The sequence below is a fragment of the Streptomyces sp. NPDC051940 genome (assembly GCF_040680895.1).
Lineage (GTDB): Bacteria > Actinomycetota > Actinomycetes > Streptomycetales > Streptomycetaceae > Streptomyces.
The window spans coordinates 22,069-45,934 of sequence record NZ_JBFAXR010000010.1 but is presented as its reverse complement, the minus strand read 5'-3'; the positions used below and the strand labels follow the sequence as shown (position 1 = coordinate 45,934).

General features: G+C 71.1%; 12 protein-coding genes. 9 read left to right on the top strand and 3 right to left on the bottom strand.

Annotation, left to right across the window (positions count from 1 at the left end):
- Nucleotides 1-323 precede the first annotated feature (323 nt).
- From AB0M28_RS06815 to AB0M28_RS06800, 4 genes are all read left to right on the top strand, one after another.
- Entirely contained in the window at nucleotides 324-5,690 is a 5,367-nt protein-coding gene (locus AB0M28_RS06815; protein WP_365398896.1) for a GEVED domain-containing protein, read from the top strand.
- Between the two features lie 263 nt (nucleotides 5,691-5,953).
- A complete protein-coding gene (locus AB0M28_RS06810; RefSeq protein ID WP_365398893.1) occupies nucleotides 5,954-12,007 on the top strand; it encodes a DUF5979 domain-containing protein in 6,054 nt (2,017 codons plus the stop codon).
- Nucleotides 12,008-12,140: 133 nt separating this feature from the next.
- Complete coding sequence (locus AB0M28_RS06805; protein WP_365398890.1) at nucleotides 12,141-12,806, top strand: GntR family transcriptional regulator; 666 nt, start codon at nucleotides 12,141-12,143, stop codon at nucleotides 12,804-12,806.
- On the top strand, nucleotides 12,803-14,092 hold the full coding sequence (locus AB0M28_RS06800; RefSeq protein WP_365398887.1) for an MFS transporter: 1,290 nt from the start codon (nucleotides 12,803-12,805) through the stop codon (nucleotides 14,090-14,092). The genes AB0M28_RS06805 and AB0M28_RS06800 overlap by 4 nt, the downstream gene beginning before the upstream one ends.
- 11 nt (nucleotides 14,093-14,103) lie before the next feature.
- On the opposite strand, the gene AB0M28_RS06795 is transcribed toward AB0M28_RS06800, so the two are convergent.
- Both AB0M28_RS06795 and AB0M28_RS06790 read right to left on the bottom strand, forming a co-directional pair.
- Nucleotides 14,104-15,186 carry a rod shape-determining protein gene (locus tag AB0M28_RS06795; protein WP_365398884.1) on the bottom strand — a complete coding sequence of 361 codons (1,083 nt, stop codon included), beginning with the start codon at nucleotides 15,184-15,186 and terminating at the stop codon, nucleotides 14,104-14,106.
- Between the two features lie 94 nt (nucleotides 15,187-15,280).
- Nucleotides 15,281-16,096 (bottom strand): maleylpyruvate isomerase family mycothiol-dependent enzyme, encoded by an 816-nt coding sequence (locus AB0M28_RS06790; RefSeq protein WP_365398881.1) that lies wholly within the window; start codon nucleotides 16,094-16,096, stop codon nucleotides 15,281-15,283.
- A gap of 141 nt (nucleotides 16,097-16,237) precedes the next feature.
- Between AB0M28_RS06790 and AB0M28_RS06785 the strand changes: the two genes are divergently transcribed.
- The 3 genes from AB0M28_RS06785 to AB0M28_RS06775 are packed head-to-tail and all read left to right on the top strand — an operon-like array spanning nucleotide 16,238 to nucleotide 18,983.
- Nucleotides 16,238-17,035 (top strand): carbon-nitrogen family hydrolase, encoded by a 798-nt coding sequence (locus AB0M28_RS06785; RefSeq protein WP_365398878.1) that lies wholly within the window; start codon nucleotides 16,238-16,240, stop codon nucleotides 17,033-17,035.
- 42 nt (nucleotides 17,036-17,077) lie between these two features.
- Nucleotides 17,078-17,863, top strand: a complete 786-nt coding sequence (locus AB0M28_RS06780) for an RNA ligase family protein (protein WP_365398875.1) — start codon at nucleotides 17,078-17,080, stop codon at nucleotides 17,861-17,863.
- Nucleotides 17,850-18,983: an AAA family ATPase gene (locus AB0M28_RS06775; protein ID WP_365398872.1), complete on the top strand. Its 1,134-nt coding sequence runs from the start codon at nucleotides 17,850-17,852 to the stop codon at nucleotides 18,981-18,983. Before AB0M28_RS06780 ends, AB0M28_RS06775 begins: the two co-directional genes overlap by 14 nt.
- Nucleotides 18,984-19,008: 25 nt before the next feature.
- Here the strand turns inward: AB0M28_RS06775 and AB0M28_RS06770 are convergent, their stop codons facing one another.
- Nucleotides 19,009-19,884, bottom strand: a complete 876-nt coding sequence (locus AB0M28_RS06770; protein WP_365398869.1) for a hypothetical protein — start codon at nucleotides 19,882-19,884, stop codon at nucleotides 19,009-19,011.
- 395 nt (nucleotides 19,885-20,279) lie between these two features.
- On the opposite strand from AB0M28_RS06770, the gene AB0M28_RS06765 reads away from it, so the two are divergent.
- Nucleotides 20,280-21,965 (top strand): glycosyltransferase family 39 protein, encoded by a 1,686-nt coding sequence (locus tag AB0M28_RS06765; protein WP_365398866.1) that lies wholly within the window; start codon nucleotides 20,280-20,282, stop codon nucleotides 21,963-21,965.
- Nucleotides 21,966-22,056: 91 nt separating this feature from the next.
- Nucleotides 22,057-23,862 (top strand): glycosyltransferase, encoded by a 1,806-nt coding sequence (locus AB0M28_RS06760; protein WP_365398863.1) that lies wholly within the window; start codon nucleotides 22,057-22,059, stop codon nucleotides 23,860-23,862.
- Nucleotides 23,863-23,866: the final 4 nt, after the last annotated feature.

Here is a 23,866-nt window from a genome sequence, read left to right as displayed (position 1 = left end):
GCCTCCTTCCCGGAGCGCGGGCCGGGCCCGCTCGCGGTTGCACGCCCGGGCCCTCTGTGCCTTACCGGCGGGGCTGGTATCACCCCTGCTGAAGGGGCGGAGCGCGGTGCTCCGGCCCTGTCCGGACGGTTGATTTCCGTACCGAATGAGGCCGATCGTGAACCTCTATCCGGGTGAAAAGCTGAAAAAGGGTCGATATGTAAGCAGGGTGGGAGCAGCCGGAGCTTAGACCCTTCCTTATGCGCGAAGGAAGATGGACGAAGCGAAGGCCGTGGCGGAGACGGGGTGTCGAGAGCCTTGTCGCCGCTCTGGCCTCGGGCCTCATGGTGGCGCCGCTCGCACCCGCCGTGGCGGTTGGGCCCGCGGCGGTCGCGGCGCCGGCGAAGGCGGCGGCGCAGCCCGGTGTCCCGGAGGATCCGGTCGAGCTGTACGCGGAGGACTTCGAGAACGTCACGGGCGATCCCGTCCTCCTGACGAGTTACACCGGGGCGGCGCCGCAGGCCATGACCTACACGGCGAACGCGGGCTGGCTGACGGGCTGCAACGGGTGGGTCCTCGACAAGGCGGACTCGGCGTCGTTCACCCCGGGTACGGACGACTGCGGAACGTGGTGGAGTCCGCTGCGCGACCTCGTCGACGGCCTGGGCCGGCTCAACGGGTCCGCGGACTCCACGAAGAACCACGGGGTCGCGGCGTTCACCATCTCCGCGCCGGCGGCCAACTCGGTGCAGTTCGAGACCCAGCGGCCGATCCCGGTCTCCCCGGGAAGGTTCCTCACCTTCTCCGTCTCCTCGGCCGCCATGAACTGCAACGTCTCCGGCCCCCAGCTGAAGTTCTTCCTGATGGACGGCGCGACCGCGGTCCCCGCGTCGAACGGGGCGATCAACCCCTGCACCGACACCTCGGCGACGACCTACTCGATCGGCGGGAGGTCCGTCAAAGCGGTCCACGCGGCCAGTGACGCGCCCGTACTGTTCTCCGGCAGTGAGCTGGGGATCCGGATGGTGAACGCCAACGGCAGCCCGTCCGGCAACGACGCCGCTTTCGACGACATCGAGGTACTCGACGTCACGCCCCGGGTGGACAAGGCCTTCAGCCCGGGCGTCGCACCGTCGGGCAGTACGTCGACGCTGACGTTCACCGTCACGAACACCTCCGACCTGCTGCAGAAGAAGGGCTGGTCGTTCACCGACGACCTGCCCGTCGGGCTGACGGTGGCCGACCCGGCCGGTGTCTCGACGACGTGCACGAACGGCTCGGTCGCCGCGACCCCCGGCGGGACGTCGGTGCAGCTCGTCGGCGACCTCGACGCCGGCCAGGCGTCCTGCACGCTGAGCGTGGACGTCACGGCGTCGAAGGGCGAGTACCAGAACTGCCCCGTGAACCTGACCGCCCTCGTCGGTATCGACGCACCGACGGAGTGTGCGGCCGTCACGTTCGACGACCCCGCTTACCAGATCGTCAAGACGTCCTCCCCGGTCGCCGGAACCACGGTCTCCGCGGGGAGCGAGGTCGGCTACACCGTGACCGTGACCAACACCGGCACGGTCCCCGTCACCGCTCCGGTGACGGACGACCTGACCGAGGTGCTGGACGACGCGACGTACAACGGTGACGCGGAGGCCGGCACCGGCACACCGGCCTACACCGCGCCGGAGATCACCTGGTCGAGCACGCTGGCGCCGGGGGCGTCGGCCACGATGACCTACTCGGTGACGCTGAACAACGCGCTGACCGGCGACGGCACCGTCACGAACGCGGTCACCGGCTCCTCGCAGTCCAACTGCGTCACGGGTGCGGAAGCCGGGTGCACCACGACGGTGACGGTGAAGCAGCCGCAGATCGGGGACTTCTGCTCCGACGTCGCCTACCTCTACCAGCTGGTGAACGGCGAGAGCGATCTGTACGAGCTGGACCTCTCCGCGGGTACCCAGACCATGGCGGACACGGACACCATGGGCCCGTCCATCGGGTACAGCCGGCTGGACGGCGCGGTGGTCGGCATCGCCGCCAACGGAACGCTCAGCAGATGGGATCCGTCGACCGGGGAGACCGTGTACATCAAGGTCTCCGGCTGGCCGACCGGGCAGCTGTCGGGCCTGAACTCGGCGGCCAACTCGGTGGACGGCACACTGCTGTACACCCGCGACTACGGCACCTCCCGGCTCTTCACCATCGACATCGACCCCACCAGTCCGACGTACGGCTCGGTCGTCGCCACCGTCGCGACCACCGACGTCGGCAACGTCGCGGACTGGGCGGTCAACCCCGTGGACGGCTATCTGTACGGCGTCCTCAACGACGGCTCGCTGCGCCGGCTCAACCCGGCCACCGGCGCGATCACCAACCTGGGCGTGAAGGTGCCCGCCGCGCAGGGCTACGGCGGCGTCTACTTCGACGACCTGGGGAACTTCTTCGCGGTCAACAACCCCACCGGTGTCATCTACCAGTTCGACCTGACGACCTCCACGGCGGCCGACCCCATCACGGCGGCCGAGGTGAAGACCCCGCAGCGGGCCGGGCAGACCAACCCCACCACGGGCAACGACGCCGCCGGCTGCCTGCGCCCGTACGACTTCGGCGACGCGCCGGACTCGTACGGCACCTCGAAGGCCGCTGACGGCGCACGGTTCGTGGCGGACAACGACCTCACGCTGGGAGCGGGGGTCACGGCGGAGCGCGATGCCTGGACCCCGCTCGACGGCACCTCGGACGCCGACGACGCGCTGACGACCGTGCCCGGCCCGGCCGACGGGGTGGGCACCTATCAGCTGACGGTCCCGGTCAACAACGCCACCGGCCGGGCCGCGACACTGGCCGGCTGGGTCGACTTCGACCGCGACGGGACGTTCGACGCCGGCGAGCGCGCGCTGGTGCCGGTGCCCGCCGGGGCGACCTCGGTGGACCTCGCCTGGACCGGTCTGACCGGCGGGGTCGCCGGGGACTCCTATGTGCGGCTGCGGCTGTACGAGGGTACGGTCGCCGATCCGCAGCCGAGCGGGTTCGTCGCCACGGCAGGTGAGGTCGAGGACTACCAGGTCAAGATCCTCAGCCTGTCGGTGACGGTCGCCAAGACGGCCGACAAGGCGGACGCGGTGCCGGGAGCCACCGTCACGTACACGGTCCTGGTGACCAACACCGGCGAGGCCGACTACCCCGGTGCGACGTTCTCCGACGACCTCTCGGGCGTGCTGGACGACGCCGTCTACAACGGCGACGCCTCGGCCACCATCGGGGAGACGGAGTACGCGGCGCCGACGCTGACCTGGACCGGCGACGTGCCGGCGGCCGGGACGGCGGAGATCACGTACTCGGTGACGGTCAAGGATCCGGCGACCGGTGACAAGAAGCTCACCAACGCCGTGGTCGGCGGCACCAACTGCCCGGCGGGTTCAACGGATCCGGCGTGCAGGCCGGTCGTCCCGGTGAAGTCCCTGGACGTGGTGAAGACCGCGGACAGGACGGACGCGGTACCGGGTGACACGGTGAACTACACGATCACGGTCACGAACACGGGCGAGGCCGCGTATCCGGGTGCGGTGGTGACGGACGACTTGTCGGGTGTGATCGATGATGCGACGTACAACGGTGACGCGTCGGCCACGACCGGTGAGGCGGTGTATGCGGCGCCGACGCTGACGTGGACCGGGAGCGTCCCGGTGGACGGCGTGGTGACGATCACCTACTCGGTGAGGGTGAACGACCCGGTGACGGGTGACGGGAAGCTGGCCAACGTGGTGGTCGGTCCGCCCGGCACCAACTGCCCGGCGGGCTCGACCGACCCGAAGTGCACGCCGGTCGTCCCGGTGAAGTCCCTGGAGGTCGTGAAGACGGCGGACAGGGCGGACGCCCTGCCGGGTGACACGGTGAACTACACGATCACGGTCACGAACACGGGCGAGGCCGCGTATCCGGACGCGGTGGTGACGGACGACTTGTCGGGTGTGATCGACGATGCGACGTACAACGGTGACGCGTCGGCCACGACCGGTGAGGCGGTGTATGCGGCTCCGACGCTGACGTGGACCGGGAGCGTCCCGGTGGACGGCGTGGTGACGATCACCTACTCGGTGAAGGTGAACGACCCGGTGACGGGTGACGGGAAGCTGGCCAACGTGGTGGTCGGTCCGCCCGGCACCAACTGCCCGGCGGGCTCGACCGACCCGAAGTGCACGCCGGTCGTCCCGGTCAAGTCGCTCGTCATCGTCAAGAAGGCGACCCCGAACAAACCGGGCCCCGGTGACACGGTGAGCTACACCATCGAGATCACCAACACCGGCCAGGCCGACTACTCGGCCACCACCCTGACCGACGATCTCACCCGGGTGCTGGACGACGCGACGTACAACGACGACGCCTCCGCCACCTCCGGGCTGGTGACGTACGCCGAGCCGATCCTCACCTGGACCGGGGGCATCCCGGTGGACGGCACGGTGACCATCACCTACACGATGCGGATGGCCGCGGTGCCGGCCGGGGACGACCGGCTGGTGAACACCGTCGTCGGCCCGCCCGGGTCCAACTGCCCGGAGGGCTCGACCGATCCGCGCTGCTCGAAGACGCTGCCGGCGCCGCCGTACGACTTCGGCGACGCACCGGACAGCTACCAGACCCGACTCGCCTCCGACGGCCCCTACCACGAGATCGTTCCCGGTCTGCGGATCGGCGGCGGGGTCGAGGCCGACATGGACGGCATGCCGGGCAGGGCCGCCCGCGGTGATGCCGACGAGGAGGGCGTGACCGTCCTGCCGGTGATCTACCAGGACCAGGAGAAGGCCGTCCTCACCGTCCCCGTGACCAACACCACCGGCCGGGCCGCGGTACTCGCCGGCTGGATCGACTTCGACATCAACGGCGTCTTCGACGAGGGCGAGTTGGCCACGGCCGACGTACCCGACCGTGCCACCAAGGCCGTGCTGACCTGGAGCGGCACGAAGAACCCGGTGACCGGCACCACCTATCTGCGGCTCCGCCTCTACGGCGACCCCCGCGAGGCGGCGCGCGCGCTGCGGCAGCAGACGCCGCAGCCGTACGGCTACGGCGGACCCGGGGAGGTCGAGGACCACGTCGGCGAGGTCGTGCCGGTGCCCGACCCGAAGGCCGACCTGGAGATGAGGAAGACGGCTCTGGCGGACGTCGTCCGCCCGGGTGTGCCGTTCGACTACGAGCTGGAGGTGGTGAACCACGGTCCCGCGGCCGCGGAGGACGTGGTGATCACCGACCTGCTTCCCGGCCCGATCGGCTTCGTGTCCTCGGAGGACGGCTGCACCGCCAAGGGCCAACTGGTGACCTGTCCGCCGATCGCCACCCTCGCGAGCGGCGCGACGGCCTCGGTCCGGATCACGGTCATGCTCCGCCAGGGCTACACCGGCGACGGCTCGGACCTGGTCAACACGGGGACGGCCACGTCCGGTACGTCCGATCCGAACCCGGAGAACAACCAGGACAAGGTCAAGGTCCCCGTCGACACCTGCGACAAGAAGTCGGGCGCGGGCTGCGGCAAGGACAAGGACGGGAGCAAGGGCAGGAGCAAGGACGGGAACCAGGGCACGGAGGACCGCGCCATGAGCGTGGGTCCGATGGCCGGCACCGGCTCCCCGGGCGCCCTGCTGGGCCTGGCGGCCCTGCTGGCCGTCACGGCCGGCGTCGCACTGGTGCGCATCGGACGCGGAGGCCGCTCCATCCGGTAGCAGCACCGCACAGCAGGACCGACAACAGAACACACCGGAGGCCGCGCCCACCAGGCGCGGCCTCCGCGCTTTCCCGCGCAGCTCAAGGGCATCGGGGCCGATACGCCACACGGAGGTTTCTGCGATCACATTAACTTCGGGTCCGCCCGTCTTTCATCCAGTTAATGGCATTTGCCGAATTACGTTGCTTTGGTCTTGATCAGTTAAGTCCGATGGCCTGATTCACGCACGCTGACCTGCACGGAATGCGGAGGCACACATCCATGTACCGACGTCTGATGGGCGCCCTGCGGCTGCCGCTTTCGGCGGTGGTGGCGCTGGGAGTCCTGATGGGGCCCGCCGCCGGGGCCGGCGTGCCGGCCCAGCCCGAGCAGAGTGCGGTCACCATCAACAAGACCAACGACCTGGGCGGTGAGACCCTCAAGCCCGGCAACGAGTTCATCTACGAGATCTCCGGCACCTGCTCCGGACTCACCGTGGACTGCGTCAACTTCACCGTCACCGACACCCTGCCCGAGGGGCTGGAGGTGACGAGCCTGCCGCAGACCACCTCGACGCGCATCGTCACCTACGACGAGACCACCCGGGAGCTGACGGTCCTCTACCAGGTACCGCTGTCGAACCCGCAGGGTGAACTGGGCCTGAAGGCCGGTGCCTCCGGCGCGATCGAGATCGGCATGCGGCTGCCGACGGACACCCAGCTGACCGACGGCACGGTCCTCCCCAACACCGCGACCGCCGACGCCGACAACGCCGACCCGCAGAGCAGCGAGAGCGACGTCACCGTCGAGGTGCCCCGCGTGGTGCGGCCGAACGTGACGAAGACCTGGACGGACGGTTCCGCCGTCGCCGGCACCGGCGAGGAGAGCACCGTCACCCTCAACGTCACCAACACCTCGTCGTCCTCCGCCGAGGTGACCGAGCTGTCGGTGTCCGACCAGGACGCGGACACGTTCGAGAACTTCGACTTCACCGGCGCCACCGTCACCCGCTTCCCGGACGGCGCGGACACCGCCGTGCTGGTGGTGACGACCTCCGGCGGGCAGACGCTCACCGGCGACCCGATCACGAGTCCCGGTGAGCTGCCGCTGCCGGCGGGTGTCGACCCGGCCGACGTGGTCGGCGTCGAGGTGGTGTTCAGCAACAGCTCCGGCGACCCGCTGCCGTACGACCCGACCGGCGGCACCGTCGAGATCGGGCTGAAGCTGCGCGACACCAAACGCTCCGACGGCAGTCCGCTGCGGCCCACGGACAAGGTGACGGTCGCCAACTGCGCCACCCCCGCGGCCGTGGACACCGTGCAGGGAGAGGTGACCGGCCCCGAGGGCTGCGCGAACTACGACATCCTGCCGGACATCCTCGTGCTGAACGGCACCAAGAGCTTCTACCCCGACACCGACGGCGACTTCCAGCAGGAGACCGGCGAGCACGCCGTACTCGGCGAGAACTCCCCGGTGTCCGCGGGCGTGGACGTCACCAACAACTCGCCGTTCCCGGTCAAGACGATGACGATCACCGAGCCCGACCCGGACACCACGTCGGAGTTCACGAAGATCGACGTCCAGACCGTACGGCTGCGCTTCCCGCAGGGCGCGACCTCCGCGACCCTGACCGTGACGTACGCCGACAGCACCAGCACCTCCACCACCTACACCGAGAACACCACCGTCGACGTGGCCAAGACCGGCACCACCGTCACCAAGGTCGAGGTCGTCTACACCGGCGTCGACGCCGACGGCAACCCGACCATCACCGAGGACGCCACCGCCGGGCTCGACCTGCACGGCACCCTCACCGACGACGTCACCGCCGACGACCTGCCCTCGGGCAGCAGCCCCGGGGTCTCCAACTGCGCGGGTTTCGCGGGTGACGCGGGCCGCGCGGACGGCAGCGGCACCGCCGCCGGCACCGCCTGCAAGGACCTCCCGATCGAGGAGCCCAACACCGACGGCAGCGGCGACAAGACCGCCGGGCAGACCAGCGTGCCGATGGGCCAGCCCATCCCGTTCGATCTGACGCTCACCAACAACGGCAACAAGCCGCTGGTGAACCCCGTGATCAGCGACCCGCGCACCGACGCGAGCGGCGCGCCCGACCCGGCGTACCCCAACCCGTTCGACACCCTGCGCATCACCGACGTCTACGTCACGCCGTCCGGCCTGGACGTGACCATCGAGCTGTACGACCCGGACGCCGGCGCCTGGGTGCCGTACGACGAGTCGGACGCCGCCCTGCTGGAGCGGGCGACCGGGGTGCGCGCCGGCCTCAACGGCGATCTGCCGCCGCAGTCCAGCATGACCCTGCACATCGTCACCACGCGCCGCGACGGCTCCCCCGACGACGTCACCATCCTCGACTGCTTCTCCATCGACGCGGGCGGCGACTACGTGCCCGGCGACCCGGCCTGCGCGCCGGAGATCCAGACCGGGCCCGTCGACGACTCCGCCTCGCTGAACAAGAACATCACGCCCGGGACGCTGCCCGAGTACGTGCCGGGGCTGCCGCAGCAGTACGCCGACGCCACGCTCACCATCCGCAACACGGGCAACATGTCGGCCAAGTTCCTCGAGATGACCGACAACGACACGGACTTCTTCGACGCGGTCGACTTCGTCTCCATCAAGTCCGACCAGCTGCCCAAGGGGGCCGACCGGGTCCAGATCGACGCCTACGTGGGCGGCGCCTGGGTCGACGGCACCCCCGCGACGGGCGCGGCGCTCCCCGCGGGCGTGAGCGCCGCCGACGTGCAGGGCATCCGGGTCACGTACCTGTCGACGAGCACCGACAACGAGGGCTACACCATCGTCCCGTGTGCGGAGGACAGCTGCTCCGGCAAGCTGGTGTTCACGGTCAGCCCCCGGCAGACGCTGCGCAGCAACGGTGAACCGGTGCCCTCGCATCTGGAGGACACCGTCTCGGGCGAGTTCCTGACGATGATCCAGGACCCGTCCACGCCCAAGGCCATCGACCCGGACTCCGCGACCCTCGACCTGGTCAAGGGCGATCCGCAGCTGGCCGTGGAGAAGACACCGGACACCGCTCTCGCACCCGGTGAGGACGCGCCGTTCTATCTGAAGGTCACCAACACCGGGACCGCGAACATCCCCGGACTGGTGGTCAAGGACCTGCTGCCGCCGGGTATCGGCTTCGTCGACACGTTCGCGGGCGACAACGGGGAGCCGTACAAGATCATCGATGTCCAGGTGCCCGACGGTACCCCGCCCGTCCCCACCCCGGTGTTCACCCCGACCATCGACGGCAGCCGCTACAGCGCCCTGCAGTGGGACTTCAGCGAGAACGCGGACGGCAGCCCCTGGGTGCTGGCGCCCGGCGCCACGTTCACCATCGAGATCCATGTGACCCTGGAGGCCGGAGTCACCGCCGGCCAGGTCATCACCAACACCATGGGCGCCACCTCCTCCGACCCGGACTTCGACTGCGCGGGCACCTCGCAGACCGACGGCGACTTCGGCTCCGGGCTGTACTGCACCGACCCGGCGAACCTCACCGCCGAGTCCGGTGCGGCGTTCCACGCCCGCAAGTGGGTGGCCGGCAATCCAGACCTCGGCTGGTACAACACCAGCAGCGAGGAGTACGTGCCGCTCGGCGACAGCTCCTGCCTGCAACGCACCGGCCCGGACGGCACCACCCTCTACACGCACTATCCGTGCATCGCCCTGGTCAACCCGGGCGACCAGTACCACTACCTGATGCGGATCCAGAACGCCGGCACCGAGCCCGGCACCAACATGCGGATCGTCGACCGGCTGCCGGTCCAGGGCGACAAGGGCGTCGTCGTGGACGCCGACCGCGGCACCGAATGGGACCAGCGCCCCACGCTGGCCTCCGAGCCGGTGCTCACGGGTCCGGGCACGATGACCACCTCGTACTCGAACGAGGAGCCCCTGTGCACCGACGACCTGAACATGGGCGGCGCCGGATCCGGTGCCACCCAGTGCCCGGCGTCCGCCTGGGACGACCCGTTCGGGCCGGCGGTGCTGGGCCTGAAGATGGACCTGGCCTTCGACCCGTCGATGGCGCCGGGTGACACGGTGCAGATCACCTTCGACATGGACACTCCGCTGGACGTGACCCAGGTGAGCAACCCCACCATCGCCTGGAACTCCTACGGCCACGCGGAGACCACCGACCGGGACGGCTCCCCGCACGTACTGCAGCCCGCCGAGCCGGTGCAGGTCGGCGTGGGCCTCAGCTACGGCAGCCTGGTGCTGCAGAAGGCGATCGGGCGAAACCCGGCCGGACTGCCGCTGGACGACGAGACGTTCACCTTCCACGCGACCTGCGTGATCAACCCGGTGGGCGGTGATCCCCGGACCGTCCTCGACCAGGACTACCAGGTGTCCGCCAACCAGCCGGTGACGGTGCCGGGCCTGCCTGCCGGCGCCGAGTGCCGGGTGTGGGAGACGGACGCCGAGGGCGGTACCGCCGACCATCCGGAAAGCGATCCGGTGGTGGTGGAGATCGACCCGGGCTCGGAGGGCACCACCGTCCAGACCGCCGAGATCACCAACGACTTCCCCGAGACGTACATCACCCTCGACAAGCAGATCACCGGCGCCGCGGCCGGGTACGCCGCCGACAGCTACCCGGTGGAGCTCACCTGCACCTACGGCGGCACCCCCATCGAGGGCTACGACCCGAGAGAGCTGACCCTGGTGCCCGGCAACCCGCGGCGGATCCCCGTCCCCGCCGGTTCCACCTGCACCATGACCGAGACCGACCCGGGCGGCGCCACCACCGTGGTCTACGACCCGGCCGGCCCGACCAGCGGCACCTCGGGCGAGGTCCCCTCGCAGGCCGGCGACCCCGGTGAGATCACGGTCACCAACGACTACGCGGCCGGCAGCCTGGTCGTCAGCAAGGAGGCCACCGGCTACGGCGCCCCCGAACTGGCGCAGGGCCCTTACGAGTTCTCCGTCGACTGCTCGTTCAACGGCGTCGACCACGCGGTCCAGGAGACCATCGTGATCCCCGCCGGTGACGGCGAGCAGACCTCCTTCACCTCCGACCCGCTGACCGGCCTGCCCGCCGGCGCCGTCTGCACCGTCACCGAGACCGGCAACGGCGGCGCCGACACGACCCCGCCGCCCGTCACCGTCACCATCGTGGCCGACGAGACGGTCACCGCCGGGTTCACCGGCGACAGCGCCAACCCCTTCTCCGCCGGCACCATCGGCCTGACCAAGACCCTCGACGGCGAGGGCGCCGACCAGCCGTACGCCACCTCGGCCGTCTTCACCATCCGGGTGGTCTGTGAGAAGGAGGCCGAGGACGGCACCCGCACCACCGTCTTCTCCCGCCCGGTGCGGATCAAGGGCGGCGAGACCATCGACCCGGTCAGGCACCCCGACGGCGACCCGGTCAAGATCCCCGTCGGAAGCCACTGCTACGGGGTCGAGACCGGCGACGGCGGCGCCTCCGCGGTGGAGATCAACGCGGACTCGTACGAGAACGGCGTCGTGGTCCGCAGGGCGGTGAACCCCGACCAGCCCCGCTACATCGACATCGACGTGGTCAACACCTTCGACCTCGGCTCGATCGAGCTCACCAAGGAGCTGACCGGCGACGCGGCCCGGTACGTCGGCGACCGGCCGTTCACCGTCGAGGTCAGCTGCGTGCTGCCGCAGGGCGGCGGGAAGCCGACGCCGATCATCACCGGCCAGGAGTACACACTGACCGCCGGTGAGACCGTCACCATCGACGACCTGCCGGTCGGGGCGCGCTGCTGGGCGGTGGAGACGGACTCCGGCGGCGCCGCCGAGGTGACCGTGGACCACGGTTCGCAGCCGGACGCGCTGGTGGTGGCCGACGGCTCCACCGGGGTCATCACGGTCACCAACGAATTCCCCGCCGGGGAGCTGACGGTGTCCAAGACGGTGGTGAACGGCGACGCCGGTCCGTACCCCTTCGAGGTGTCCTGCACCACCGGGGACGGTCCGGTCGATCTGGACGACGCGGACGCCGCGTTCGACCTGAGCGACGGCGAGGACCGCACGATCACCGTCCCGCTCGGTGCCGACTGCACCGTCGAGGAGACGGACGTGGCGGCGGACGACACGGTCACCTACGAGGGCTCGGACGGTGACGCGGACGGCGTCATCGCGGTGGACGGCGTGGCGTCGGTGCGGGTCACCAACACCTTCCCCGACGACCCGGGCTCGCTGCCCGACACCGGCGGCAGCCGGCCGGACCGGGGCCGGCCGCTGGGCACGGTGCTGGCCGCGGTGGCCGCGCTGCTGGCGCTGTCGGTGGGGCTGACGCTGGTCATGGCGCGCAGGAGGCGCTCGGTGCGGTGACACGCCGCTGACGGCGCGACACGGAGCCCGCCCCCGGTCCGGGGGCGGGCTCCGGCGTTCCCCGCGCTGGCGCGCGGGTCCACATCCCGGACCGCCCCTCCTCACGCATCCCTGTTGTATCTATGCTGTGCGCATGTCGTCCCCGCCCGCCGCCGCCCCCGCCAAGCCGCCGCCCGCCGCCGAGCGGGTCTACGTCCACGTCAAGGAGGCCGTCCTCGACCGCCGTTACGAGGGCGGGATGCTGCTCACCGAGGGCGAACTGGCCGAGGCCGTCGGCGTCTCGCGCACCCCCGTACGGGAGGCGCTGCTGCGGCTGGAGGTGGAGGGGCTGATCAAGCTCTACCCCAAGAAGGGCGCCCTGGTGCTGCCCGTCTCCGCCCAGGAGATCGCGGACGTCGTCGAGACGCGGCTGCTGGTCGAGGAGCACGCCACGCGCAAGGCGGTGCCCGCCCCGCCGGCCCTCCTCGGCCGGCTCGGGGAACTGCTGGAGCGGCAGAAGGAGCACGTCGCCTCCGGCGATCTGCGGGAGGCCGCCCGGCTCGACCGGTGCTTCCACGCGGAGATCGTCCGCAACGCCGGCAACGAGATCCTGGTGCGGCTGTACGACCAGCTCCGGGACCGGCAGCTGCGGATGGGGGTCGCGATCCTGCAGGCGCACCCCGACCGCCTGCAGCGGAACATCGTGGAGCACACGGAGATCCTCGAGGCCCTGCGCGGCGGCGACGCGGACGCCGCCGTCGCCGCGGTGCACGGACATGTGGCGTCGGTGCGCGGCCTCCTGCGCGGAGAGCTGCGATGAGCGCGAGCCGCCTCGGCGACCCACCGGGCGGCCGGCGGGCCGTGGCGATGTGGGGGATCGGGTGCGCGGTGTACTTCGCCGCGATCATCTACCGGACCAGCCTCGGCGTCGCCGGACTCGACGCGGCCGAGCGGTTCCACATCAACGCCTCCGCGCTCTCCGCCTTCTCCATCCTCCAGCTGCTCGTCTACGCCGGCATGCAGATACCTGTCGGCCTGCTCGTCGACCGGTTCGGTCCGCGGAAGGTGCTGCTGCTGGGGACGGTGCTGTTCACCCTCGGGCAGTTCGGCTTCGCGTTCTCCGAGTCGTACGGCACGGCGCTCGCCGCCCGCGCGCTGCTCGGCTGCGGTGACGCGATGACGTTCATCAGCGTGCTGCGGCTGGGCGCCCACTGGTTCCCCGCCCACCGCGGCCCCCTGATAGCCCAGACCGCCGCCCTGTTCGGCATGGCCGGCAACCTCGTCTCCACGCTGCTGCTCTCGCGGGCCCTGCAGTCGTACGGCTGGGTCCCGGCCTTCGCCGGCAGCGCGGCGGCGGGAGCGCTCGTGCTGCTGCTGGTGGCGCTGTTCCTGCGGGACAGCCCGGGACCGTCGTACCGGGACAAGCCCCCGAAGCAGCACCGCGGTATCCGCACCCAGCTCGCCGCCACCTGGGCGGAGCCGGGGACGAAGCTGGGCTTCTGGGTGCACTTCACCACCCAGTTCCCCGCCATGGTCTTCCTGCTGCTGTGGGGGCTGCCGTACCTCGTCGAGGCGCAGGGCCTCAGCCGCGCCCAGGCGGGCGAACTCCTCACCCTGGTCGTGCTCTCCAACATGGCGATCGGCCTGGTCTACGGCCAGATCATCGCCCGGCACAACGCCGCCCGGCTCCCCCTGGCCCTCGGCACGGTGTCCGTGACCGCCCTGACCTGGGCCGCCGCGATCGCCTGGCCCACGGACACCGCCCCCATCTGGCTGCTGGTCGTCCTCGCCACCGTGCTGGGCGCCTGCGGACCCGCCTCCATGATCGGCTTCGACTTCGCCCGCCCGGCGAACCCGCCGGAGCGCCTGGGCACGGCGTCCGGCATCGTCAACATCGGCGGCTTCTCGGCCTCGATCACGACCCTGCTGGCCGTGGGCCTGCTGCTGGACGCCACCGGCGACGACTACCGGATCGCCTTCTCCTGCGTGTTCGTACTCCAGCTGCTGGGCGTCACCCAGATCCTGCGGCTGAAGAGCCGCGCCGGGCGCCGCGAACGCGAACGGCTCGTCGCCAGCCGGGTCGAGACGGTGCACGTCCCGGCGTAGCGGCGCCCGTGCTACGTCCCCGCCTGGACGCCGTCCTCCTCCGGTACGGACTCGGCGGCGCCCTGCGCCGGCGGTGCCGCCCCGTACACCGGGACCTGGCGCTTCTCCATCAGCGAGCCGAGTCCCAGGATCGCCGCGATATCCGGCCGCTGCGCGATGTGCACCTGCAGGTCCACCGACCGCCGCAGCATCGCCTCGAAGCCCGGCATCGCCGCGTTGCCGCCGGCCAGCATGATGCCGCGCTCGCCGATGTCGGCGACCAGGTCCGGCGGGCAGCGCCGCAGCACCGACCGGATGCCGTCGAGCACCGCCAGCATGGGCAGGTCCGCGGCCGCCTGGGCGTCGGCCGCGTCGACCTCGACCTCGCGCACCTCGCCCGTCACCGCGTCCCAGCCGCGCACCTTGGCCTGCCCGGCCTCGCCCGACACGGCCGCCGCGACCGCCTGGTGGACCTGGCGTACGCCCTGGCTGGGCACCACCAGCTCGTGCCGGTTGCGCAGATGCTCGGCCAGCGCCCGGTGCACGGCGGAGCCGCCGACCATGACCTTCTCGGCGGCGACCACGTTGCCCAGGGACAGCACCGCGATCTGCGTCATCGCCGCCCCGCACACCACGATCAGCATCCCCTCGGCCTCCGACACCGGCAGCCCGCAGCCCACGCCGGCGGCGATCAGGGTGTCGACGAGCAGCACCTTGCGGGCGCCGAGCCCGGCGAGGGTGTCGATGACGGCCCGCTGCACCAGCGGCTCCGACTCGTGCGGCACGCACGCCGCGGCCCGCAGATTGGGGTGGAAGCGCCAGGCGCGGCGCACCCGGTTGTCGACGAGATGGCGCAGCAGCCGCTGGGCCATCTCGATATCGGTGATGCCGCCCGCACCGACGGGCCGGACCACCCGGATATGGGCGGGGGTGCGCCCCGCCATCTGCTCGACCGTGTTGCCGACGGCGACGAGCGCGCCCGTACGGGTGTTGACCGCGGCGGCGCTCGCCTCGTCCACGACGAGGCCGACGTCCTTCAGATAGACACGGGTCCGCGAGGCGCCCATGTCGATGGCTACGCTGCAGCGCTGGAGCTGTTCAAGGCTGATGGTCACACGTTCAGCCTGCGGCGGCGGACCCCGGACCGCTTCCCGGACCCCGCCGCATGGCTGAACCCCTGCCGCCGGGCGGGTGACCGGAGGCCGCGCCTTACGGCGTGACGGCGAAGCCGCGCAGTATCGCCTGGCCGAGTTCGAGGTCCCCGTCGACCTTGACCCCGTCGTAGAGCCGGGTCCGGCCGCAGGCCAGCCGGTAGTACGTCTCCCAGTCGGTGGTCAGCGTCACCGTCGGCGCCAGCGACACCCGTCCGTCGACGGTGCCGTTGCCCTGCGCGTCGATCCGGACGGTCCGCATGAAGTCCACCGGGCCCGTCACGTCCACCACGACCACCGTCTCCGGCGGCGCGGCCACGTCCTTGGCGACCACCTTCGGCAGCCGCTCGATCAGCACGTCCCGGGCGATGTACGCGCCCGCGGTGTCCAGCGAGCCGGGCTGCCCCAGCGCCCGCCGGATGTCCTGCTCGTGCACCCACACGTCGAACGCGCGGTCCCGCAGCAGCGCCTCCAGCGTGGTCTCCCGTCCCAGCGCCCCGCGGATGACGGCCTCGGGCGCGCGCTTCTCGTTGCGCAGCTGCCGGCGCCGGCGGATCAGGGTGTACTCCAGCTCGGACGTGATCTCCGGCGGGGTGTGGTGGCGCCGTATGTCGACCTGGACCTCGGTGTAGCGGCCCCAGTCGGTCTTCACGTGGTAGAGGTCCACGGGCAGGGTGTGGATGGGCCGCGGATCGCCGAGCGCCTCGCACTCGGCCCCGATCACATGCGACACCAGGTCCTTGATGGACCATCCGGGCAGCCCGCTGGGCCTGTGCCACTCGCCGTCCGTCAGCGGGGAGACGAGATCGGATATCGCGTCGGTGGATTGGGCCCAGGCATCGATGTAAGGCTGCAGACTCGGATGGACGGTCACGGGACCCCTCGTACGGACTCGTTCATTGACGGGGAAGGAGAAGAGGTCTCTAAGTTACGCTGCCCGAACAGGCACCGGCACTGCTTTCGGGCGACGATCGCCGGTCCGTAATCAGGGATTGACTCAGCGGGTGGTGGTACTGTGCGCGTCTCGCTCCTCCAGATCGGGGTAGACCCGGATGAATCCCCCGATTCGCGCCGGTTGACCGCGGCGTCGCTCGTCCGCGGCGCGCGGGACGCGGATCTGGTCGTACTGCCCGAGCTGTGGCCCGTGGGGGCGTTCTCCTTCGACAGCTTCGCGCCCGAGGCGGAGCCGCTGTACGGCCCCACCGCCGAGGCGATGTCGCGGGCCGCGCGGGACGCGGGGGTGTGGCTGCACGCGGGGTCGATCGTGGAGCGCGCTGCATCCGACAGCGGCTCCGCCGCGGGCGACGGCCCCCTCTACAACACCTCCCTCCTCTTCGCCCCGGACGGCGAACTGGCCGCCACCTACCGGAAGATCCACCGCTTCGGCTTCGACCGCGGCGAGGCGGTGCTGATGGCGCCCGGCGAGGCGGTCGTCGCCGTGCCCGCGGCGGGCACCGTGCTGGGCCTCGCGACCTGCTACGACCTGCGCTTCCCCGAGCTGTTCCGGCTGCTGGCGGCCGACGGCGCCCAGGTGCTCGTCATCCCCGCCGGCTGGCCCGCCAAGCGCGGCGCGCACTGGCGGGCGCTCGCGATCGCCCGCGCCATCGAGAACCAGGCTTTCGTCCTGGCCTGCGGCACCGCGGGCACCCACGCGGACGTGGAGCAGAACGGCCGCTCGCTGGTCATCGCCCCGGACGGGGAGGTGCTCGCGGAGGCGGGCGCGGGCGAGGAGGTCCTCACCGCGGAGCTGGACCTGGCCGCGGTGGCGAAGTACCGGGAGGCGTTCCCGGTGTTGAAGGACCGGCGGCTGTAATTCGTTTGTACGGGCCGCGCCCGGGCCCGTACACATGAAGGCATGCTGCGCAAATACCCCCGCACCCCGCATCTGCAGGGATCGCGCCTGCAGCCGGGCGACGAGGACCTGGCGCAGGTGCCGTTCGCCCGGATAGCCGGACGCCGTCTCGTCGTGGAGGAGAAGCTCGACGGCGCCAACGCCGCGGTCAGCTTCGGCCCCGGCGGCGAGCTGCGCCTGCAGTCGCGCGGGCACTACCTCACCGGCGGCCCGCGCGAGAAGCAGTTCGCCCGGTTCAAGGCCTGGGCCGCGGCCGTCGCCCCGCAGCTGTACGAGCGGCTCGGCGAGCGGTACGTGCTGTACGGCGAGTGGCTCTACGCCAAGCACACCGTCTTCTACGACGCCCTGCCGCACTACTTCTGCGAGTTCGACGTCCTCGACCGCGAGGACGCCACCTTCCTGGACACCCCGCGCCGCCGCGAGCTGCTCGCCGGCACGCCCGTGTGCTCCGTGCCCGTCCTGCACGAGGGCCCCCTGCGCACGCTCGCCGAACTCACCGCGCTCGTCGGCCCGTCCACGGTCCGTACGCCGCGCTGGCGCGAGGCGCTGCGGGAGGCGGCGGTGGCGCAGGGCCTCGACCCGGAGCGGACCGCGGCCGAGACGGACGCCTCCGACGATATGGAGGGCCTGTACCTGAAGGTCGAGGAGGGCGGACTGACCACCGGCCGGCTGAAGTGGGTGCGGTCCGGCTTCCTCACCGCGGTGCTGGACTCCGGCTCCCACTGGCAGGACCGCCCGGTCCTGCCCAACGGCCTCGCGGACCCGGCGGTGATGTATGGAGTCGTTTGACCGGCTCTGTCCGGACGGGCCCGCCTGGCACGTCGACTGGACGGGCGTCACGCACGCGTTCCCCTGGGTCCGCCGGCTGGCCGGCGTGCCCCAGGACGCGGTCCACCACGCCGAGGGCGACGTCGCCGTCCACACCCGGATGGCCGCCGAGGCGCTCGCCGCCCTGCCCGAGTGGCGGGCGCGCCCCCGCGCCGACCGGGTCCGCCTGTTCGCCGCCGTGCTGCTGCACGACGCCGCCAAGCCGTACTGCACGCAGACCGGCGCGGACGGCCGGATCACCGCGCACGGCCACTCCCGCCGCGGCGATCTGCTGGTCCGCCGCATCCTCTGGGAGGCGGGTGCGCCGATCGCCTGGCGCGAGCACGTGGCGGCGCTGGTCCGCCACCACCAGGTGCCGTTCTGGGGCCTGGAGCGCCCGCTGGACGAGCTGCGCCGGATCGCGTACCGGGTGAGCCTGCTGGCGTCCAACGAGGACCTGGCGGTGCTGGCGACGGCCGACATCCTGGGCCGGATCTGCTCGGACGCGCCGGAGGTACGGGAGAACATCGCCCTGTACCGCGAGTTCTGTGCGGCGGAGCAATGCCTCACCGCACCCCGCGAGTTCCCCTCCGCGCACGCCCGCTTCCAGTTCTTCCGCACCCCGGGCCGCGACCCGTCGTACGCCGCCTACGACGACACGCGGATGACGGTGACGGTGCTGTCGGGCCTGCCGGGCGCGGGCAAGGACAGCTGGATCGCCGCCCATCGCCCGGAGCTGCCGGTGGTGAGCCTGGACGCGATCCGCCGCGAGCGGGGCGTCGACCCGGGCGCCCCGCAGGGCGCGGTGGTCGCGGCGGCGCAGGAGGCGGCGCGGGCGCGACTGCGCCAGGGGGAGCCGTTCGTCTGGAACGCGACGAACGTCAGCCGCCAACTGCGCGACCAGTGCACGGGCCTGATCGCGGCGTACCGCGGCCGCGTCGAGCTGATCGCCCTGGAGGCCCCGCCGGCGGTCCTGCACCACCGCAACACGTCCCGCGAGCACGCGGTCCCGCGCTCGGCGGTGGAGCGCATGCTGCGGCGGTGGGAGGCGCCGGATCCGACGGAGGGGCATGAGGTGCGGTGGGTGGACACGGCGGACTGACCCGGCGCCGGCCGGGAGAGCCGGGTCAGCCCAGCTCCGTCAGCCGCGACAGGGTGTAGGCCTCGACCTTGTGGCCGGCGACGATCGCGTTGGCGTCCTTGGCGCCCGCCTTGCCGTTGTTCGGCCCCGCGATCGTCGTGTACAGGTACTTGCCCTTGACCGCGTGGGTGACGGCGCACTCCACCTGCTTGCAGAACGCGGGTCCGCCCTCGGCGGGCATGGGCTTGACGGTCCCCTTGAAGGCGTCGTTCACGGCCTTGGCATCCGCTTCGCTGGGGAAGACCAGGACGGCGACGGTGACGGACGCCTTCGCGGACGAGTAGGTGGCCAGCACCGCGTTGGAGCACTTCGCCAGCAGCGGGCCCAGACCGGCCTGGGTGGCCTTCCAGCACGGCATTGCGTGTGCCGTCTTCTTCCGGGCGAGCGTCTGGCCGTCGGCCGGCAGGCTGGTGGCGGTGAAGAGGTCGCTGCCCCGCAGCGCCGGGGACTGCGAGGCCTTCGGGCTGGACGCCTTCGGGCTGGGCGCGGCCGACGCCGACTCCTTCTTGTCCGTGGCCTGGCCCGATTTGTCATCGTCCTTGCCGGTCAGGGTGAACACCGCGGCGCCGGCGCCGATGACGACGACCGCGACGATCGCGAACACGATCCCGAGCATCTTCTTGCGGCGGCTGCGGGCTTCGTAGTCCTCGGCCATCGCGGACCAGTCGGGCTGGGGCGAGACCGGCTGTATGTAGGGCTGCCCCGGCTGGGTGGGTGCCGAGGAGGTGTACTGCTGTGCCGACTGAGCGGTGGCGGGGGGAACATGTGGCTGCTGCGCCGGCTGCTGGGGGACACCAGGCCGGATCTGGTAGGTGTTGTCGTTCGGCAGCCGGGGGTCCTGGGGTCCCTGCGGAGTGCTCATGGCCTGAGATACGCCCTTTCCCTCACTGGTCGGTTGTTCTGGTCTTGCCGCCGCGGCCGGCCGTCGCCGTGCCGGGCGCCCCGTGCGAGTGCCGCTCGCGGACTCTACTTCGAGCCTTCACCGGCCACGGTACGAGGTCGAGGGGCCGCAGGAGCGAGGGCAATGTAACGGACGCGTCTGACTGGGCGCTTGTTACCGAACGGTTGCAATTCGCACATTTGATCACTGATCTCGTAGCTTATGATTGGCTGGCTTTTGTTCAACGTCAAATAGGACCGAGCGGGCTTGGCAGGGATGGTCGGCCATCCGGTCACGTGGACCTGGGGGAGCGTGCCCGTGCTCAACCCCCGCGATACGAGCGGAGCGTGCTGGTCATGCCCTCGGTGAGGTCGACCATGACGCAGCAGCCGTACGACGAGAACGGTTCGGAAGACCAGCAGGTGATCGAGGCGGACTCCGCGGGCGAGGACTACTTCGAAGCGGACATCGAGTCGACGCTCACGATGCCGCGCGTACCCGCGGACATCCGCTCGATGGAGGCCGCCGAGGCGCAGTCCGCCGGGCCCGGGGCGGACGACGACGCGAAGCGCACCAGGCTGCGCCCGCCCGACTGGCGGCTCCTGCTGATCCTCGCGGCGCAGATCGCCCTGGCTGTGCGGCTGCTGTCGAGCAACGGCGCCGGCCTCCACGAGGCGGCCTTCCTCACCACCGGGCATGCGGAACTGGCTCACTGGCTGCACGGTGCCCCGCGACCCGACTACGGGTCCCAGTTCTTCGGCATACCCGCCGTCTCCCCGGCCCTGGCCGCTGCCGCGGACCACTTCGGCGGACTGACCGGCGCACGCCTCCTCTCCGTCGCCTACATGCTGCTGGCCACGATGTTCCTGTGGGGGACCGCGCGGCGCCTGCACGGTGAGGTCGCCGCCTTCGCCGCCGGCGCCGCCTTCGTCGCCCTCGGCAGTACGCAGTCTCTCGGGGGAGCGGTGACCAGCGACGCCATGGGGCTGGCGCTGCTGGCCGCCGCCGCGTATCTGGCGGTGCGTACCGCGCAGTCCGAGCGCCGGTGGCCGCTGTGGCTGATCCCCTGCGCCGTAGCCCTGGTCCTCGCCGATGTGGTGAGTCCGTCCACCGCGCTCTGGAACCCCTTCATCGGCCTGCTCCTCTTCGCCGCCGCCATCGGATACGGACTGAGGTGGGCCGCGCTGCTGCGCCCGTTCTGTCTGGCCGTCCTCTGCGCGGCGCTGATCGGTGGCGGCAACCTCCTCCGCGGAAAGCCCGGCTGGGCCGGTCTGACCGACCTCAGGCAGTCGATCGCCTTCGGCAGACCCGGCGACGCGCTCGTGGACGATCTGAAGAGCTGGATCGGCTGGGTCCTGCTGCTCGCCGCGGTCGGCGTGCTCGCCGCGGTGCTGCGCAGCGAATGGAGCAACGCCCTCGTGGGGTTGGTCTGCCTCGCCGCCGCGGTCGCCGCCCCCGCCGCCCAGTTCCGGATCGAAACGCTGCCCTCGCTGGTCAGGCAGACCGGCTTCGGTGCCTGGTTCGCCTGCATCGCACTGGGCTACCTCATCCACGTCCTGGCCCACGAGATGATCACCGCCAAGGAGGCGAGGGTCGTCGGGATCATCATGACCTGCGCCGTGCTGCTGCTGTACGCCGGCGCCGCGATGACCCAGTCCAGGCAGTTCATGCAGTCCTGGCCCGACACCCGCGGTGTGGCGGCCACCATCGGCCCCTACGTGCACCGCGGCCCGGACCGGTATCTGGTGGAAGGGAACAGCGCCTTGCCGTACGACCTGCGCAAGAGCTCCTCCCCGGGTCAGTGGCACGACACCCGGGGGCTGAGGTTCTACGACCCCAAGCTCCGCAAGTACGTCACCGGGGAGCGGGCCTACGCGGCGGCGGTCCGCGACCAGCACTTCTCCGTCATCGTCCTCAACGGCCAGATCACGCAGGCCGTCGACGCCAAGATCGTGGAAACCATCACCTTGTGCAAGAACTCCTGCGGCTACCGGATGGCCGCGAGCCTGCCGTACCACGGCGGGCACTACACGGTCTGGCTCCATCAGGGGGCGACGCGGTGATCCTCCTCGGCTGTGTGTTCCTGACGACGGTCCTCGGTGCCGTCGTGGTCCGGTTCGGCTACCGGCGCAACAGGAAGATCGGAGACCCGTCGTGACGAACGCGCGCAGCGCGTCCCCGCCCTCCCGACGGGCTGCGGGCGGCGGAGTCCGGGCCCGGCGAAAGATCACGGCCTATCACCGGTCCGTCGACCAGCTGATCAGCGCTGTCACGGCGATCGCCCTGGCCGGCTGGGGCTACACGCACTGGCGGGCGTTGCAGCGGGTCGACCTGATGACCTCGCCGTTGGAGGCGACGTACGTCTTCGCCTACCTGATCCTGGTGTGGCAGCTGCTTCTGCTGGTCGTACACCCGAGGTTCCGCCCCAACGGCGAGCAGCGGGCCAAGCTCCGGGATCTGCGGGTGCTGATCCCGGTTCCGGTGCACAACGAGGACCCGATGATCCTGCGCCGTGCCCTGGCATCGCTCATCGACCAGGACCGGCTGCCTGACATCATCCACGTGGTCGACAACGGCTCCGACGACCCGGAGGCCGACTACACCCAGGTCGAGGCCTGGTTCCTGCAGGAGACCGAGCGGGTCGGAATCCTGGGCGTGTGGGAGCGGGTCGAGTGGAAGGGCAAGCGGCTGGTGCACGGGCACTGCGCCCTGCGCTGGACCGGCCATGCCGAGATCTTCCTCACCGTCGACTCGGACGGCGTGCTCCAGCGCAACGCCGTCCGCGAACTGGTGGCGCCGTTCGCCAACGACCGGGTGCAGTCCGTGGCGGGCCTGATCCTGGCCGAGAACGACGAGGCCAACGTCATGGCCCGGATCCTCAACCTCTGGTACACCACCTCGCAGCTGGTCGGCCGTGCCTCGCAGAGCACCCTCGGCGGCGTCACGGTGAACTCCGGTGCGCTGGGCGCCTACCGCTTCGACGTGGTCCGCGACAACGTCGACGGCTACCTGGCGGAGTCCTTCATGGGACGCGACGTCCACTTCAGCGACGACTCCCTGCTCACGCTGTACGCGCTCGAGCGGGGTCGCGCCGTGCAGAACCCCCGCGCCGTCGTCCTGGTCGCCATGCCGGAGAACTGGTCGCACCACCAGCGCCAGTACATGCGCTGGATGCGCGGCTCGACCATCCGGACACTGTGGCGTTTCCGGTACCTGCCCCTGCGCAGCTACGCGTACTGGGTCAATCTCCTGAGCTGGACGCAGGTCCTCGCCTCCCTCGCCGTACTGACGCACATCTTCGTCCTGGGGCCGCTGCGCGACCAGCCCGTCCCGTGGCGCTCCAGCGCGCAGATCATGTGCATGGTCGGGTACCTCATCACCGCGCGCTATCTGGCGGTGCGCCGGCACGACCAGGAACTCTCGTCCCAGATACTGACCTGGCTCCTCGCCCCGATCGCGGTCCTGTGGGCCCTTGTCATCCTCCGCTTCATGCGCTGGTACGGCATGCTGACGTGCTACAAGACCGGCTGGGGGACGCGCGCCCGCGTCGAGGTGTTCTATTCGGGGCCGGCGGAGAACATGCCGGACGAAACGAATCCCGAAGGTCTGCCGGGCCAGGCGGCTCGCGAGCAGCGCCTCCCGGCCGATCTGCCGGCCGGCCTGCCCGCGGACGGCATGACCGGCGGCGGCAGGGCGAGTGAGCGGGCAGCCGAAGCGGACCGCCGCGCCCGGATCGACCGCGAGCAGCGGGCCGCCGCCCGGGAGTACGAGCGGCAGCAGCACGCGTACGCCGCGGCGGGCGGGCGTCTGCGAGGCGGCGCCCCGCACGGAGGGCAGGATCCGCAGTCCTGGCGGCGTCCCTCCTGGGCGGTCGACTCCGAGCGGAGCCGGCAGGGCGAGGAACGTCCCACGGTCCAGCTCATGCGGGTGGTTGCCTCTGAGGGAGGCGGTAGGAAGTGAAGAC

Coding starts and splice junctions, on each gene's coding strand:
- AB0M28_RS06765 (WP_365398866.1), top strand. CDS start 20,280: ATGACGCAGCAGCCGTACGACGAGAACGGTTCGGAAGACCAGCAGGTG.
- AB0M28_RS06775 (WP_365398872.1), top strand. CDS start 17,850: ATGGAGTCGTTTGACCGGCTCTGTCCGGACGGGCCCGCCTGGCACGTC.
- AB0M28_RS06780 (WP_365398875.1), top strand. CDS start 17,078: ATGCTGCGCAAATACCCCCGCACCCCGCATCTGCAGGGATCGCGCCTG.
- AB0M28_RS06770 (WP_365398869.1), bottom strand. CDS start 19,884: ATGAGCACTCCGCAGGGACCCCAGGACCCCCGGCTGCCGAACGACAAC.
- AB0M28_RS06815 (WP_365398896.1), top strand. CDS start 324: ATGGTGGCGCCGCTCGCACCCGCCGTGGCGGTTGGGCCCGCGGCGGTC.
- AB0M28_RS06805 (WP_365398890.1), top strand. CDS start 12,141: ATGTCGTCCCCGCCCGCCGCCGCCCCCGCCAAGCCGCCGCCCGCCGCC.
- AB0M28_RS06810 (WP_365398893.1), top strand. CDS start 5,954: ATGTACCGACGTCTGATGGGCGCCCTGCGGCTGCCGCTTTCGGCGGTG.
- AB0M28_RS06800 (WP_365398887.1), top strand. CDS start 12,803: ATGAGCGCGAGCCGCCTCGGCGACCCACCGGGCGGCCGGCGGGCCGTG.